This is a genomic window from Achromobacter xylosoxidans (genome assembly GCF_001457475.1).
GTDB classification, from domain to species: Bacteria; Pseudomonadota; Gammaproteobacteria; order Burkholderiales; family Burkholderiaceae_B; genus Achromobacter; species Achromobacter xylosoxidans.
Genome location: NZ_LN831029.1, coordinates 2,500,852 through 2,515,015, shown reverse-complemented (window position 1 = coordinate 2,515,015; position 14,164 = coordinate 2,500,852). Strand labels below are relative to the sequence as shown.

13 protein-coding genes are annotated in these 14,164 nt (G+C 69.6%); 6 read left to right on the top strand and 7 right to left on the bottom strand.

All coding sequences use genetic code 11. The features are described from left to right. Positions 1-133: 133 nt before the first annotated feature. Positions 134-1,351: an ABC transporter substrate-binding protein gene (locus AT699_RS11355; protein WP_047992964.1), complete on the top strand. Its 1,218-nt coding sequence runs from the start codon at positions 134-136 to the stop codon at positions 1,349-1,351. Positions 1,352-1,481: 130 nt separating this feature from the next. Here the strand turns inward: AT699_RS11355 and AT699_RS11350 are convergent, their stop codons facing one another. The 5 genes from AT699_RS11350 to tet all read right to left on the bottom strand — a co-directional run bounded on the left by AT699_RS11350 (position 1,482) and on the right by tet (position 6,623). Next, on the bottom strand, positions 1,482-2,081 hold the full coding sequence (locus AT699_RS11350) for a 2-hydroxychromene-2-carboxylate isomerase (RefSeq protein WP_024068545.1): 600 nt from the start codon (positions 2,079-2,081) through the stop codon (positions 1,482-1,484). A gap of 7 nt (positions 2,082-2,088) precedes the next feature. After that, complete coding sequence (locus AT699_RS11345) at positions 2,089-3,417, bottom strand: MFS transporter (RefSeq protein WP_058207294.1); 1,329 nt, start codon at positions 3,415-3,417, stop codon at positions 2,089-2,091. A 43-nt stretch (positions 3,418-3,460) separates the two neighbouring features. Further along, on the bottom strand, positions 3,461-4,246 hold the full coding sequence (locus tag AT699_RS11340) for an aldolase (RefSeq protein ID WP_020927209.1): 786 nt from the start codon (positions 4,244-4,246) through the stop codon (positions 3,461-3,463). Positions 4,247-4,408: 162 nt separating this feature from the next. Next, a complete protein-coding gene (locus tag AT699_RS11335) occupies positions 4,409-5,284 on the bottom strand; it encodes a LysR family transcriptional regulator (RefSeq protein WP_006387017.1) in 876 nt (291 codons plus the stop codon). Between the two features lie 142 nt (positions 5,285-5,426). Next, positions 5,427-6,623 (bottom strand): Tet(A)/Tet(B)/Tet(C) family tetracycline efflux MFS transporter, encoded by a 1,197-nt coding sequence (gene tet / locus AT699_RS11330; RefSeq protein ID WP_020927208.1) that lies wholly within the window; start codon positions 6,621-6,623, stop codon positions 5,427-5,429. Between the two features lie 81 nt (positions 6,624-6,704). Here tet and tetR point away from each other — a divergent pair, with 81 nt between their 5' ends. The 3 genes from tetR to AT699_RS11315 are packed head-to-tail and all read left to right on the top strand — an operon-like array spanning position 6,705 to position 8,604. After that, positions 6,705-7,304, top strand: a complete 600-nt coding sequence (tetR, locus tag AT699_RS11325) for a tetracycline resistance transcriptional repressor TetR (protein WP_020927207.1) — start codon at positions 6,705-6,707, stop codon at positions 7,302-7,304. Further along, on the top strand, positions 7,301-7,747 hold the full coding sequence (locus tag AT699_RS11320; RefSeq protein WP_020927206.1) for an NUDIX hydrolase: 447 nt from the start codon (positions 7,301-7,303) through the stop codon (positions 7,745-7,747). Before tetR ends, AT699_RS11320 begins: the two co-directional genes overlap by 4 nt. 47 nt (positions 7,748-7,794) lie before the next feature. Then, entirely contained in the window at positions 7,795-8,604 is an 810-nt protein-coding gene (locus AT699_RS11315) for an aminoglycoside phosphotransferase family protein (RefSeq protein ID WP_020927205.1), read from the top strand. Positions 8,605-8,620: 16 nt separating this feature from the next. Here AT699_RS11315 and AT699_RS11310 read toward each other — a convergent pair whose 3' ends face one another. Further along, positions 8,621-9,379, bottom strand: a complete 759-nt coding sequence (locus AT699_RS11310) for an AraC family transcriptional regulator (RefSeq protein WP_006387012.1) — start codon at positions 9,377-9,379, stop codon at positions 8,621-8,623. A 138-nt stretch (positions 9,380-9,517) separates the two neighbouring features. Between AT699_RS11310 and AT699_RS11305 the strand changes: the two genes are divergently transcribed. Next, a complete protein-coding gene (locus AT699_RS11305) occupies positions 9,518-11,677 on the top strand; it encodes a TonB-dependent siderophore receptor (protein ID WP_058207293.1) in 2,160 nt (719 codons plus the stop codon). A 119-nt stretch (positions 11,678-11,796) separates the two neighbouring features. After that, on the top strand, positions 11,797-13,191 hold the full coding sequence (locus AT699_RS11300) for a GntP family permease (protein WP_006387010.1): 1,395 nt from the start codon (positions 11,797-11,799) through the stop codon (positions 13,189-13,191). Here AT699_RS11300 and AT699_RS11295 read toward each other — a convergent pair. Continuing rightward, the gene (locus tag AT699_RS11295; RefSeq protein ID WP_024068542.1) at positions 13,170-14,090 is read right to left on the bottom strand and encodes a LysR family transcriptional regulator; all 921 of its coding nucleotides are present in this window, start codon (positions 14,088-14,090) and stop codon (positions 13,170-13,172) included. The genes AT699_RS11300 and AT699_RS11295 overlap by 22 nt on opposite strands. Positions 14,091-14,164: the final 74 nt, after the last annotated feature.

Genomic DNA, 14,164 nt, shown 5'->3' with positions numbered 1-14,164 from the left:
GCCATCCGGCCAAAGCGCCCGCAGTGCCCGCAAGCATCCGGCATAACCATAAATGGAGACAACCATGACCCCCATGCCCCGGATTTCGCAGCATCGCAGCCCCCCTCCCCGCCGCTTCCCGCGCGCCGCAGCCATGGCCGCGGCCTGCGGCGCCAGCCTGTTCGTCGGCGCCGCCAGCATGGCGCAGACCACCCCCGCCGCCATTTCCGACGATATCGTCCGCCTCGGCCTGATCCTGGACATGAGCGGCATCTATGCCGACGTGACCGGCAAGGGCAGCGCCACGGCCGCCCAGATGGCCATCGACGACTTCGGCGGCAAGGTGCTGGGCAGGAAAATCGACCTGATGGTGGTCGACCACCAGAACAAGGCCGACATCGCCGCCGCCCGCGCCCGCGAGTGGTACGACACGCAGAAGGTCGACGCCATCCTGGACGTGGCCGGCTCGGCGCCAGCCCTGGCGGTGCTGGAGGTGGCGCGCGAGAAAAAGAAGATCGTGGTGTTCAGCGGCCCGGGCACCGAGCGCATCACCAACGACCTGTGCTCGCCGTATTCGGTGCACTACACCTACGACACCTGGTCGCTGGCCAACACCACCGCCCGCGCCACCGTCGACCGCGGCGGCAAGAGCTGGTACTTCCTGACCGCCGACTACGCCTTCGGCCACACCCTGCAGGCCTCGGCCACCGAGGTGGTGAAAGCCCGCGGCGGCACCGTGCTGGGCGCCGCGCGCCATCCCATCGGCACCAGCGATTTCGCCTCGTACCTGCTGCAGGCGCAGGCCAGCCGCGCCCAGATCGTCGGCCTGGCCAACGCCGGCGGCGACACGGTCAACGCCATCAAGGCGGCGCGCGAATTCGGCCTGACGCAAAGCGGCCAGAAGATGGCCGGCCTGCTGCTGTACATCAACGACATCCACGCCATCGGCCTGGATGCGGCGGCCGGCCTGATGCTGACCGAGGCCTTCTACTGGGACATGAATGACCAGACCCGCGCCTGGTCGCAGCGCTACTACGACAAGCTCAAGAAAATGCCCAACATGAGCCAGGCCGGCACCTATTCCTCGGTGATGCACTACCTGAAGGCGGTGCAGGCCGCAGGCACCGATGCGCCCGACGCGGTGATGAAGCAGATGAAGGCCATGCCGATCAATGACTTCTTCGCCACCAACGGCCGCATCCGCGAGGACGGCCGCATGGTCCACGACATGTACCTGTTCGAGGTGAAGACGCCAGCCGAATCCAAGCGGCCCTGGGACTACTACAAGCTGGTGGCGACGCTGCCGGGCGACGAGGCCTTCATGCCGCTGTCCAAGTCGACCTGCCCGCTGGTGAAGGCGGCGGCGAAGTAGACCGGCGGGCCGGTCCGCCGGCGCTGGCTGGCCCTGGCGACGGCGCCGCCACGGCCTCATCGCCCGGGGCCGAACGACAATGGCGCCACGAGCCACGAAAGCGCCCCGGGCTCGCGGCGCCCGCCTGCGTTCAGCGCGAGGCGGCGACCGCCTCTTCCAGCATCTCCAGCCGGTCCTGGCCCCAGAACAGCTCGCCGCGATACACGTACGACGGCGAGCCGAACACCCCGGCCGCCACCGCCGCGTCGGTGTTGTCGCGGTAGGCCCGCCGCGTCGCCGGCTGCTCGGCGGCGGCCATCAGCGCGCCGGCATCCAACCCCTGCTCCCGCGCGATGGCGCGCAGCGTGTCCGGCGACGAGATGTCCCGCTCCTCGCACCACTCGGCGGCCAGGATGGCCTTGTACAGGGCCGCCACCGGCAGGCCGGCGGCATCGGCGGCGATCACGAGGCGCGAGGCCAGCCCGGCGTCCGGGCACATGTGGGCCGGCGTGGCATTGACGTGGATACCGAGCTTGCGGCACCAGCGCGCCAGCTCGGTCACCCGGTAGGCCTGGCGCTCGGGCGCGCGCTGGCCCAGCAGCACGCCGCCGGTGCGCGCATAGACCTCGGGCAGGTCCACCGGCAGGTAGCGGATGCGCGCCTGCTGGCGCGCCGCCAGCGCCTCCAGCCGGTCGGCCCCCAGGTAGGCCCAGTCGGAGTTCAGCCAGAAGTAATAGTCGATGGTCTTCATGTCGTCCTCAGGTCCGGGCGCCGGCCGGCACGCCCAGCGCGGCCTGCGCCGGCGTATCGCCGCGCATGCGCCAGGCGCTGAACACCGCCACCACGCCCAGCGCGCTCAGGTACCACACCACGTATTTCGGATCGCCGCCGGCGCGCGCCAGCAGCCAGGTCGCGACGATCGGCGCCAGGCCGCCGCCGATCGCGCCGGATACCTGCACCGCCAGCGAGATGCCGGTGTAGCGCACCTCGGCCGGGAACTGGCTGGAGAACAGCGTGCCCTCGGGACCGTACAGGCAAGCGTAGACCAATCCCACCGCCAGGCATACCGCGACGATGATCCAGCCGGTCTGTCCGGTGGCCAGCAACTGGAAAAACAGCGGCGCGCACGCCAGGATGCCGACCGCGCCGGCCATGAACACCCACTTGTGGCCAATGCGGTCGCCCAGCATGCCGAACAGCGGCATGGTGAACAACGCCAATGCCGCGCCCCAGATGGTGGCGTCCAGCATCACCGCACGGGGAATGCCCAGCGTCCCGGTGGCGTAGGCCAGCGAAAACGTGACCACCGTGTAGAACCAGGTGACCTCGGCCAGCCGCGCGCCCACCACCGTCCACAGCGCGCGCCGGTGATGGCGCAGCACGGCCGCCACCGGCACCTCGACCTTGGCGCCCTTGTCGCGCATCTGCTCGAAGTCGGGCGATTCGGCCACCTTGACGCGGATGAACCAACCCACCGCCAGCAGCACCACGCTGGCCAGGAACGGCAGGCGCCAGCCCCACGACAGCATGTCCTGCTCCGGCAGCCCGGCCACCGCGCCCATCGCCAGCGACGACAGGATCAGGCCCGGCGCCACCCCGGCCTGCGGCAGGCTGCCGAAAAAGCCCTTCTTGCCCTGCGGCGCGTGCTCGACCGCCATCAGCACGGCGCCGCCCCACTCGCCGCCCACCGCGATGCCCTGCAGAAAACGCATCAGCACCAGCAGCACCGCGGCCCAGTAGCCGATCTGCTCATACGACGGGATCAGGCCGATCAGGATGGTGGGCACGCCCATCAGCAGCAAGGTGATCAGCAGCATGGACTTGCGGCCGATCCTGTCGCCGTAGTGGCCGAAGATCACGCCGCCCAGCGGCCGCGCGAAAAAGCCCACCGAATAGGTAGCGAACGCGGCCAGCGTGCCGGTCAGCGGATCGAACGACGGAAAGAATATCTTGTTGAAGATCAGCGCGGCGGCCGTGCCGTACAGGAAAAAGTCGTACCACTCGATGGTGGTGCCCATCATGCTGGCCAGGCCGGCCGTTACGTAGTCCCGGCGCGAACGCGCGGGCGCTGTCTTGGTCGTCATCATCGTGACTTCCCCTTGGAGATATAGGTATGTGAGCGGCGTCGAATCAACGGGCGGGCCGCGGCAGCGGCGCGACGCCATGCGTCTGGCGGCACCAGTAGTCGAAGGTGGCGCGCACGATCGACGGCTTGAGCAGGTAGTCGTGGGCCTCGCGCGCCAGCGCGTCGTCCACCGGCGTCAGCGGCCCGAAGGCCTGCGCGCGGATCTGCATGCGCGCCGCCCGTTCCAGGTAGACCGACAGGTAGGTCGCCTCCTCACAGGAAGCGCCGGCCGTCAGGTAGCCATGGTGCGCCAGGATGATGGCGCGCTTGGCGCCCAGCGCGCCCGAGATGATGACGCCCTCCTGGTCGGCGATCGGCACCCCGGGCCATTCGCCCAGGAAGGCGCAGTCGTCGTGCAGCGGCGTCATGTCCATCTGCGCGATCACCAGCGGCTGGCGCGCCGCCGCCAGCGCCGAGGCCCACGGCGAATGGGTGTGGATGATGGATTGCACGTCGGGTCGCGCCTCGTAGACCCACAGGTGGAAACGCGTCGCCGGATTGGCCATGCCCTCGCCCGTGAGCGTGTGCAGGTCACGGTCGACCTCGATGAAGTCGGCCGGCGTGGCTTCGTCGAAACCCAGGCCGAAGCGCAGCGTCCAGTAGGCGCCGGGGCGCTCTGAACGCACACTGATCTGGCCGGCCAGGCCGGCTTCCTGCTCGGTCATTGCCAGGATGCGGCAGGCATAGGCCATGGTCTCCTGGATGGTGCGCGGCACGGCGCGCAGGTGCTGCGCCATTTCCTGGGTGGCGCGGGTGTCGAAGTACGCTTTTTCGCGCAGGGTGTTGTCCATGCTGCCGCCTCCTGATGCGGTCGGGTGGCGCGCACGGAGGGCGCGCCTTGGCGGACAGTATGGAAAGCGCCCCGCCGGCGAGCCATGCAGCGGCGCTCATAGCAGCTATTCGGCGCGGCGCTCCCCAGGGGCGCCGGCGGAGCGGTACGGGTAAACGCCGACTCAATCCCGCGCGATGCGGCGGGCGCAGTCCAGCAGCTCGCGCACCAGCGGCAGCGGCGGCCGCTGCGCCAGCGTGATGGCCACCACCCGCCGGCGCAGCACCGGCTGGCGGATGACGACCTTGCGCAGGCCGTAGTCGGCCAGCAGCTTGTCGGGGATGCGCGAGGGCAGGATACAGGCGCCCACCCCCGAGGAAACCAGCTTGAGCATGGCGTCGATGGTTTCGGCCTCGGCCACGAACTCGGGCTGCAGGCCGGCGCTGTGGATCATCTTGCGCAACGCGTAATGCGGCGGAAAACCCACCAGCCGCAGCGTCATGGCGGCCAGGTCGGCGCCATCCTCGACCGCGACCCCATGCCGCACGATCAGGCACATGTCGTCGTCGAACAGCGGCGTCGAGGCCAGCGCGTCAGAGGCCACCGCGGCGTCATAGACGAAGCCGATGTCGGCCTTGCCGCTTTCCACCAGCGCCACCACCTCCGGCGAACTGCGGCCCATGACCGACAGATTGACGTGCTCGCGGCTGCTGACGAATTGCGCCACCACCTCGGCCATGAAGTAGTAGCTGAGCGTATGCACCGTAGCCAACCGCACCGAGCCCTGCGTCACGCCTTCGCGCTGGCGCACCGCCTCCAGCGTCTGGTCGATGCTGCGATAGGCCGGCAGGATGCCATCGAGCAGCCGCGCGCCCGCCTCGGTCAGTTCGACGCCGCGGCCGGTGCGCACGAACAGCGGCTTGCCCACGTGGGCTTCCAGCGCCGCCAGCTGGCGGCTCAGGCCGGACTGGGTCTGGTCCAGGTCCTCGGCGGCCCGCGACAGCGATTTCAATTCCGCGATCCGCACGAAATAGCGCAATTGCCGGTCCGGCGTGTCCATGCTGCTTCCCCCCGCGAGCCCGAGCGCAGGCCCTGTCGTTATCCAACGCGCTCATGGCGGCGCGCCTGACAGTGTGCACCAAGGGGCGGGCCGCCACTACCGGGATTTGCGCTAGGCCGCCGCGGCCCGGACGGGCGATCTGCTAGCGGGCCCGCGGCGCCGCGTCGCCAGGCGCGCCCAGCCGCGCCAGCGTCGGCGCGCACAGCAGGTAGAGCGCCGCGCCCGCCACCCAGGGCCAGCCGGTCCAGCCGCCGACGCTGGCCGCGTACAACGTAGTGAAGGCCAGCGGGCCGGCGATCGCGGCGGCACTGGCCAGGCTGTTCATGGCGCCCTGCAACTGCCCCTGGCTGCCCGCGCCCGCCCGCGCCGACAGCAGCGCCTGCAACGCCGGCGCGCCCACGCCGCCGGCGGCCAGCAGCAGCATCAGCGGCGCCGCCATCCAGCCCTGCGTGGCGCACGCCAGCAGGACATACCCCGCCGCGTCCGCCGCCATGCCCACCACCAGCGCGCCGCGCTCGCCCAAGCGCGCGCTCAACGGGCCCGGCAGCGTCGCCTGCGCCACGGCGTGCAAGGCGCCAAACCCGGCCAGCGACAGGCCCACCGCCGCCGCGTCCCACTGAAAGCGGTCCTGTCCGTACAGCACCCATAGGGATCCCGGCACCTGCCCCGCCATCTGCATCACCAGGAACACCCACAGCAGGCCGGCCAGGTTCTTGCCGCCCAGTGCCTGGCGCAGACCGCCAATCGGATCCAGCGCGCGCCACGACCACGGCGCGCGAGCGCCCCGGCGCGATTCCGGCAGCCACGCCAGGGCCGTCAGGAAGGCCACGCCATTGGCCGCCGCGGCCGCCACGAACGGCATACGGGCGCCGGCCAGCCCCGCCAGGCCGCCCAGCGCCGGCCCGAGGATCATGCCCAGCCCGAAACAGGCCGACAACTGGCCGAAGCGCCGCGCGCGCCGCGACGGATCGCCGGCGTCGGCGATGCAGGCGCCGGCCACCGCGCCGGTGGCGCCCGTAATGCCCGCCAGGATGCGTCCCGCGTACAGCACCCACAATGCCGGCGCGGCCGCCATCACCAGATAGTCGACGGCGGCGCCCGCCAGCGACACCAGCAGCACCGGCCGCCTTCCGTAGCGATCCGACAGCGCGCCCAGCACGGGCGCGGCCAGGCACTGCGCCAGCGCATACAGGGACAGCAGCACCCCGTAATGGGCCGGCGTGGCCGCGGCATCGCCAAGCTGGTCGAGCAGGCCCGGCAGCACCGGCATGATCAACCCGGCGCCCGCGGCATCCAGGGTGACGATGAACAACAGCAAGGCAATGGCGCGGTCCGGCATCGAGGCAATAATTTATCGGTGATAAGTTCGTGCATCATAAATTGATCAGTGATAAATTATCAAGCCCAACAAGGAGTCCCTATGGCCAAACTGCAACGCGACGCCGTCATCGCCGCCGCGCTGGACTTGCTGAACGAGGTGGGCGTGGACGGCCTGACCACGCGCAAGCTGGCCGAACGCCTGGGCGTGCAGCAACCGGCGCTGTACTGGCATTTCAAGAGCAAGCAGGCGCTGCTGGACGCGCTGTCGGACGCCATGATGCGCGAGCACATGCATACCCTGCCGTCTCCGGGCGGCCCCTGGAAGGAATTCCTGTACGCCAACGCGCGCAGCTTCCGCCGCGCGCTGCTGGCCTATCGCGACGGCGCCCGCATCCACGCCGGCACCCGCCCCGCCGAACCGCAATACGATCGCGTCCAGGCGCAGATCAAGCTGCTGTGCGACGCCGGCTTCACGCCGCTGCGGGCCGCCAATGCGCTGGTGGCCATCAGCCACTACGTGGTCGGCTCGGTGATGGAACAGCAGGCCGGCGAGGCCGCCGCGCCCGAGCGCGTCGCGCCGCCCGCGCCCCCGCCCGCCCTGGCACGCACCATGAAGGCGCTGGACCGGCAGGGACCGGACGCGACCTTCGAATATGGATTGGCGATGATGCTCGACGGCCTCTCGCCCGACCTGCCATGACCGCCCAGCCTTCCCGCCCCATCCCCGCCACCATCGCCGCCGTGCTGCGCGACGGCCACGTGCTGCTGGTGCGCCGCGCCAACCCGCCGGACCAGGGCCGCTGGGCCTTTCCCGGCGGCAAGATCGAGGCCGGCGAGCGCCTCGAAGACGCGACCGCGCGCGAGCTGTTCGAAGAATGCGGCGTGCGCGCGCAGGCGCTGCAGGTGTTCGACGCCGTCGACGTGTTCGACCACGACGACAGCGGCGCGCTGCGCCGCCATTACATCCTGGTCGCGGTACTGTGCCGCTGGCAGTCGGGCGAACCGGTGGCCGGCGACGATGCGCTGGACGCCCGCTGGGTGTCCCTGGCCGAACTGGACGGCCAGGCGCTGGCCACCAGCTTCGGCGTGGCGGCCATCGCGCGCAAGGCGGCGGCGCTGGCGGCGGCGGCCGGCATTCTCTGATACCGTAGCCCTGCCCGCCGCCGACCCGGCGCCCTACCCGCCCGCCCATGTTCGACACCTACCTGTCCCGCTGGAACCTCGTGCCCGATGGCGCCCCCATCACGACCCATGCCGCGCGCCTGCTGCCGGTGCGCCAGGCCGGCGTGCCGGCGATGCTGAAGGTCGCGGTCGAGGAAGACGAACGGCAAGGCGGCGTGCTGATGACCTGGTGGGACGGCCACGGCGCCGCGCGGGTCCTGGCGCACGACGGCGACGCCATCCTGCTCGAACGCGCCACCGGCACGCGCTCGCTGGCCGGCTATGCCCGCAACGGCCGCGACGACGAAGCCACCCGCATCCTGTGCGGCGTGCTGCGCGAGCTGCACGCGCCGCGCGCCAGGCCGCTGCCGCCGCTGCGGTCGCTGGAAGAATGGTTCGTCGAGCTGTGGCCGATGGCGCGGGCGCGCGGCGGCATCCTGGCGCACAGCGCCCGCTTCGCCCGCGCGCTGCTGGACGACCCGCGCGACCAGGTGGTGCTGCACGGCGACGCGCACCACGACAATGTCCTGGACTTCGGCGAACGCGGCTGGCTGGTGATCGACCCCAAGCGCCTGTACGGCGAACGGGCCTTCGATTACGCCAATATCTTCTGCAACCCCGACCTGTCCGATCCGGAGCCCCCGGTGGCCATCGCGCCGGGCCGCTTCGAGCGCCGCCTCGGCATCGTGCTGGAGGAATCCGGACTGGAGCGCCGCCGGCTGCTGCAATGGGTGGTGGCCTGGTGCGGGCTGTCGGCGGCCTGGTTCATGGGCGATGGAGACGATGCGGCGATCGACCTGGAGATCGCCAGGCAGGCGCTGGCGTTACTGGACCGCTAGAACCGGCGTCCCCGCCTCAACCGCCGGCGATCTGCTCCAGATACCGCGTCGGCGACACCCCCATCACATTGCGGAACATATAGACGAAGGCGCTCGCGCTGGCATACCCCAGCGCCCGCGCCACGTTCACCACCGACTGCCCCTGCAACAACCGGCAGATGCCCTCGTCGATGCGTACCTGCAGCCGCCAGTTGTGAAAGCTCATGCCGGTCTCGTCCTTCATGCGCCGCGCCAGCGTGCGCGCGCTGGCGCCCATCCGTTCGCCCCACTGCTCCAGCGTGTCGTCGTTGCCGGGCGATTGCAGCACGGCGGCGCAGACCTTGCGCAGGCGCCGGTCGAACGGCAGCGGCAACTGGCGATGCTGCCGCTCGGTGCCGGCCAGCAGGTTCAGCAACAGCTCGGCGCTCAGGCGCTGCACGGGCCCGTGGCGCGCCGCCGGCTGGTTCAGCGCCAGGATCAGTTCGCGCATCAGCGGCGCCACGTCCAGCGCGCAGGTATCTTTCCACAGCCAGGGCGCGGCGTCCGGCGCGATGAAGGCCGAGCGCATCGTCACCTGGCCGACCATGCGCACCTCGTGCGCCACGCCGGGCGGAATCCACAGCGCGCGCATCGGCGCCAGCAGCCAGGCGCCGTCCTCGGTCATGACGCGCATGATGCCGGTGGGCGAATACATCAGCTGGATGCGCTCGTGCGAATGCGGCTCTTGCCGCTGGCCATCTTCGTAGTGGAACGAGCGCGCCACCACGGGCGGCGCATCGACGGGAAACTCACGCATTGGCGGGATTTCGATAGCAAGGGTTGATCGGCCCCCAATCCAGCCAGTTATGTCTGTTTTTCGACATTTTCTGTCCAGCAAACAGGGAACTTGCTTTTTATCATTAATGCAAATGATTCCCATTGTTTTCAAAAGAAAATGACGCCCGTCGCACTTCCCCCTGTCGCATTTGTCCCACGCCGCCTCCCCGCCTTCCGCCTGACCCTCGCCGCCGCCCTGCTGGCCCAGGCCGGCCTGCCCGTCCTGGCCCGCGCCGCCGACGAGGTGCCGCAACTGAGTCCCGTGCGAGTCACCGGTGCCGCCGAAAAGCTGTCGGACCCCGGCCAGACCGAGGGTTCGCAGTCCTACACCGCCAATACCGTCACCATCGGCAAGACCGGCGCCAACGTGCGCGACATCCCCAACTCGGTGTCGGTGGTGACGCGCCAGCGCATGGACGACCAGAACATGGTCACAGTGGAGGACGCGCTGCGCCAGACCACCGGCGTCAGCGCCATGACCTACGGCGACGGCACCGCCTACTTCACCGCGCGCGGCTACGAGACCGACGTGCAGTTCGACGGCGTGCCGGCCAACGGCGCGCTGCAGTACCTGCCCCAGTTCGACCTGGCGCTGTACGACCGCGTCGAGGTGCTGCGCGGCCCGGCCGGCCTGCTGCAGGGCTTCGGCAGCCCCGCCGGCACCGTCAACCTGGTGCGCAAGCGGCCACAGGACGCCTTCAGCCTGACCGGCGCGGTGATGGCCGGCTCGTGGAACAACTACCGCACCGAACTGGACGCGACCGGCCCGATCACGGCCGACGGCCGGGTGCGCGCCCGCGCCGGCCTGGCCGCGCAGGACCGCGACTTCTTCTTCGACAAGGCCCACAATCGCCAGGGCCTGGCCTACGGCTCGCTCGAATTCGATCTGACCGCCAACACCACCCTGACGCTGTCGGCGGCCTACCAACGCCAGCGCGAGGCGCCGTTCGACTACGGCCTGTCGATCTACTCGAACGGCCACATCATCGACTCGCCGCGCAAAGGCTTCTACGGCACCGACTGGTCGCGCGGCGACACCACCCTGTCGGAAATCTATTCGGAACTGAGCCACCGCTTCGCCAATGGCTGGACCGGCCAGGTGTCGATGAACTACCGCTCGACCGACATGGACAGCCGCTACGGCTACGTCAACGGCCCGGTCAATCCCGCCAACGACCGCGCCGGCTACCGCCTGCAGACGCAGAAGGACCAGATCCGCTGGATCGGCTTCGATACGCATGCCTCCGGCCCCTTCAGCCTGCTGGGCCGCACCCACCAGGCCATGATCGGCGCCAACTACGCCGAGCGGCGCCAGGACAGCCGCTCCGGCGGCATGAACATCAGCAACGTGTCGATCCACGACATCGACGTGCCCGATCCGGACCTGCCCTACACCTCGGGCGACGACTCCAAGTCCAGCCAGATGGGCGTCTACGGCCAGCTGAGCTTGAACGTGGCCGACCCGCTGACGCTGATCGTGGGCGGACGCCAGAGCTGGTACCGCAACGCCACCCAGGCCATCCTGCCGGTGGCGGGCGACACCCAGCGCGATCCCGAGGTGCGCAAGTTCGTGCCCTACTACGGCGCGGTAGCGCAGTTGAATTCGTGGCTGTCGGCCTACGCCAGCTATTCGGACATCTACGCCTTCTCGGAAGCCTGGCAGATGACGGCCGACGGCAAGCCGCTCAAGCCGCGCACCGGCAAGCAGTACGAGATCGGCCTGAAGGGCCAGTTCCTGGACGGCGCGGCCAATGCCTCGCTGGCGCTGTTCCGCATCCGCGACAAGGACCGCGCGGTGGCCGACGACGCCAACCCGGGCCGCTACCTGGCGCAGGGCGAGGCCCAGAGCCAGGGCGTCGAGGCCGAGATCAGCGGCCGCCTGCTGCCCAACTGGGACCTGTACGCCGGCTACACCTACCTGCAGACCCGCTACCTGTCCGACCCGACGCAGGAAGGCCAGATCGTCAACCCGGAAACGCCCAAGCACCTGTTCAAGGTCTGGACCACCTATCGCTTCACGCCCGACGTGCTGCCGGGCTGGCGCGTGGGCGGCGGCGTGCGCGCGCAGAGCCGCACCAGCCGCAACAACGTTTCGTGGCAAGGCGGCTACACGGTGGTCGACGCGCAGGTCGGCTACAAGGTGAACCGCAACCTGGACGCCTCGCTGACGCTGAACAACGTCTTCGATCGCCACTACTACGCCCGCGTGCCGTCCAACTTCTACGGCATCTACGGCGAACCGCGCAACGTGATGCTGACGCTGCGCGCCACCTACTGACGCGCGCATGGGGTCCGGTCCGACAACGGGCCGGCATCCCGCCCTGTCAGACAGCCGCCGGGAACGATCGGTTAAGGTGTAGCCCCACACCCCTTGACCCTTCATTCCTGGAGTAACGAATGACCGGATTGTTTATCGTGGTGGCGGCGCTGGCATTCCTGATGCTGGCGGCGTATCGAGGCTACAGCGTCATCCTTTGCGCGCCCATCGCGGCCATGGGCGCGGTGCTGCTGACCGACCCGTCGGCGCTGGCGCCGGTGTTCTCGGGCATTTTCATGGAGCGCATGGCGGGCTTCGCCAAGCTCTATTTCCCGGTGTTCCTGCTGGGCGCGGTGTTCGGCAAGCTGATCGAGCTGTCCGGCTTCTCGCGCGCCATCGTGCAGGCGGTGCTGCGGCTGATCGGCGCCGAGCGCGCCATCATCGCGATCGTGCTGGTGTGCGCGGTGCTGACCTACGGCGGCGTGTCGCTGTTCGTGGTGGTATTCGCGGTCTACCCGTTCGCGGCCGAGATGTTCCGCCAGGGCGGCATTCCCAAGCGGCTGATGCCGGGCGCGATCGCGCTGGGCGCGTTCACCTTCACCATGACGGCGCTGCCCGGCACGCCGCAGATCCAGAACATCATCCCCACCACCTTCTTTGAAACCACCACCTGGGCCGCGCCCTGGCTGGGGCTGATCGGCGCGGCCTTCACGCTGACCGTCGGGGTGGCCTACCTGGAATGGCGCCGCAAGCGCGCCGCGCTGGCGGGCGAAGGCTACGGCACCGAACTGCGCAACGAACCGGACACGCCCGCCGGCGGACGCGAGCATCACCCGCTGGTCGCGCTGCTGCCGCTGGTGGTGGTGGGCGTGGCCAACTTCCTGCTGACGCGCTGGATTCCCGGCTGGTACCCGGCCGGCTCGCAGGTCGAACTGCCCGGCCTGCCGCAGCCCCTGCCGGTCAACGCGCATGACCAGGTGGCGCTGTGGGCGGTGATGGGCGCGCTGATCGCCGGCATCGCCACCATCCTGCTGTTCTCGTTCTCGCACATCAAGGCGCATTTCGCCGAAGGCAGCAAGAGCGCGGTCTCGGGCGCGCTGCTGGCGTCGATGAATACGGCGGCGGAATATGGCTTTGGCGGCGTGATCGCGGCGCTGCCCGGCTTCCTGATGGTGGCCAGCGCGCTCAAGGCGATTCCCGACCCGCTGGTGGGCGAGGCGGTGGCGGTGACCTCGCTGGCCGGCATCACCGGTTCGGCCTCGGGCGGCATGAGCATCGCCCTGGCGGCCATGGCGCAGACCTTCATCGACAGCGCCCAGGCGGCCGGCATCCCCATGGAGGTGCTGCACCGCATCGCCGCCATGGCCTCGGGCGGCATGGACACGCTGCCGCACAACGGCGCCGTCATCACGCTGCTGGCCGTCACCGGCCTGACGCACCGCCAGTCCTACGGCGACATCTTCGCCATCACCCTGATCTCGACGCTGTCGGTGTTCCTGGTGATCGCGGTGTACTACCTGACCGGCATCGTCTGATCGTCCTGGCCGAAGGCGCGGCCAAAGATGCCGGCCAGCCACTGGCTGAACACCCGTACCCGCGCCGACACCTGGCGGTTCTGCGGATACAGCACCGACACCGGCATCGGCGCCGGCGGCGCGCCGGGCAGCACCAGCTTGAGCCGGCCGGCGGCCAGGTCCTCGGCCACGCGGTAGCGAGGCACCTGGACCAACCCCAGCCCGGCCAGCGCCGCGCTGGCGTAGAGCTCGGCGCCGCTGACGCTGATGACCGAGCCCGGCCGCACCAGCACGTTGCGCCCGTCCACCGTGAAATCCAGCGGCAGGCTGCGGCCGCTGGACGAGGACACATAGTCCACCGCCCGGTGCCCTTCCAGATCATCCAGCGTGGCCGGTTCGCCGTAGCGCGCCAGGTAGGCCGGACTGGCGACGGTGACCTGCGGCATCAGGGCGATCTGGCGCCCCACCAGCGATGAGTCCTGCAGCGTGCCGGCGCGCAGCACGCAGTCCACGCCCTCGCGCACCAGGTCCACCAGACGGTCGTCTTCGCCCAGGTGCAGCACCAGGTCGGGATAACGCTCCAGGAAGCCCGGCAACGCCGGCATCACGAACACCCGCGCCAGGGTGCCCTGCATGTTGACCCGCAACAGGCCCTTGGGCGCGGTGTTCAGGAAGGCGCCGTCCGCTTCCTCCAGGTCGGCCAGCAGGCGCACGCAGCGCCGGTAATAGGCCTCGCCGTCATGGGTCAGCCGCACCTGGCGCGTGGTGCGTTCCAGCAGGCGCGCGCCCAGGCGCTTTTCCATGCGCTTGATCAGATTGGTGACGGTGGCCCGCGGAATCCGCAGATCCTCGGCCGCCTTGGAGAAACTGCGCCGCTCGGCGATCCGGACGAACACCTGCATTTCCTGGAAACGGTCCATGCGCGGGCTCTATTATTAATACAGATGAAATTATGTTAGCAAAACTGGCCTAATTATCTTTGTTTTGGAATAGT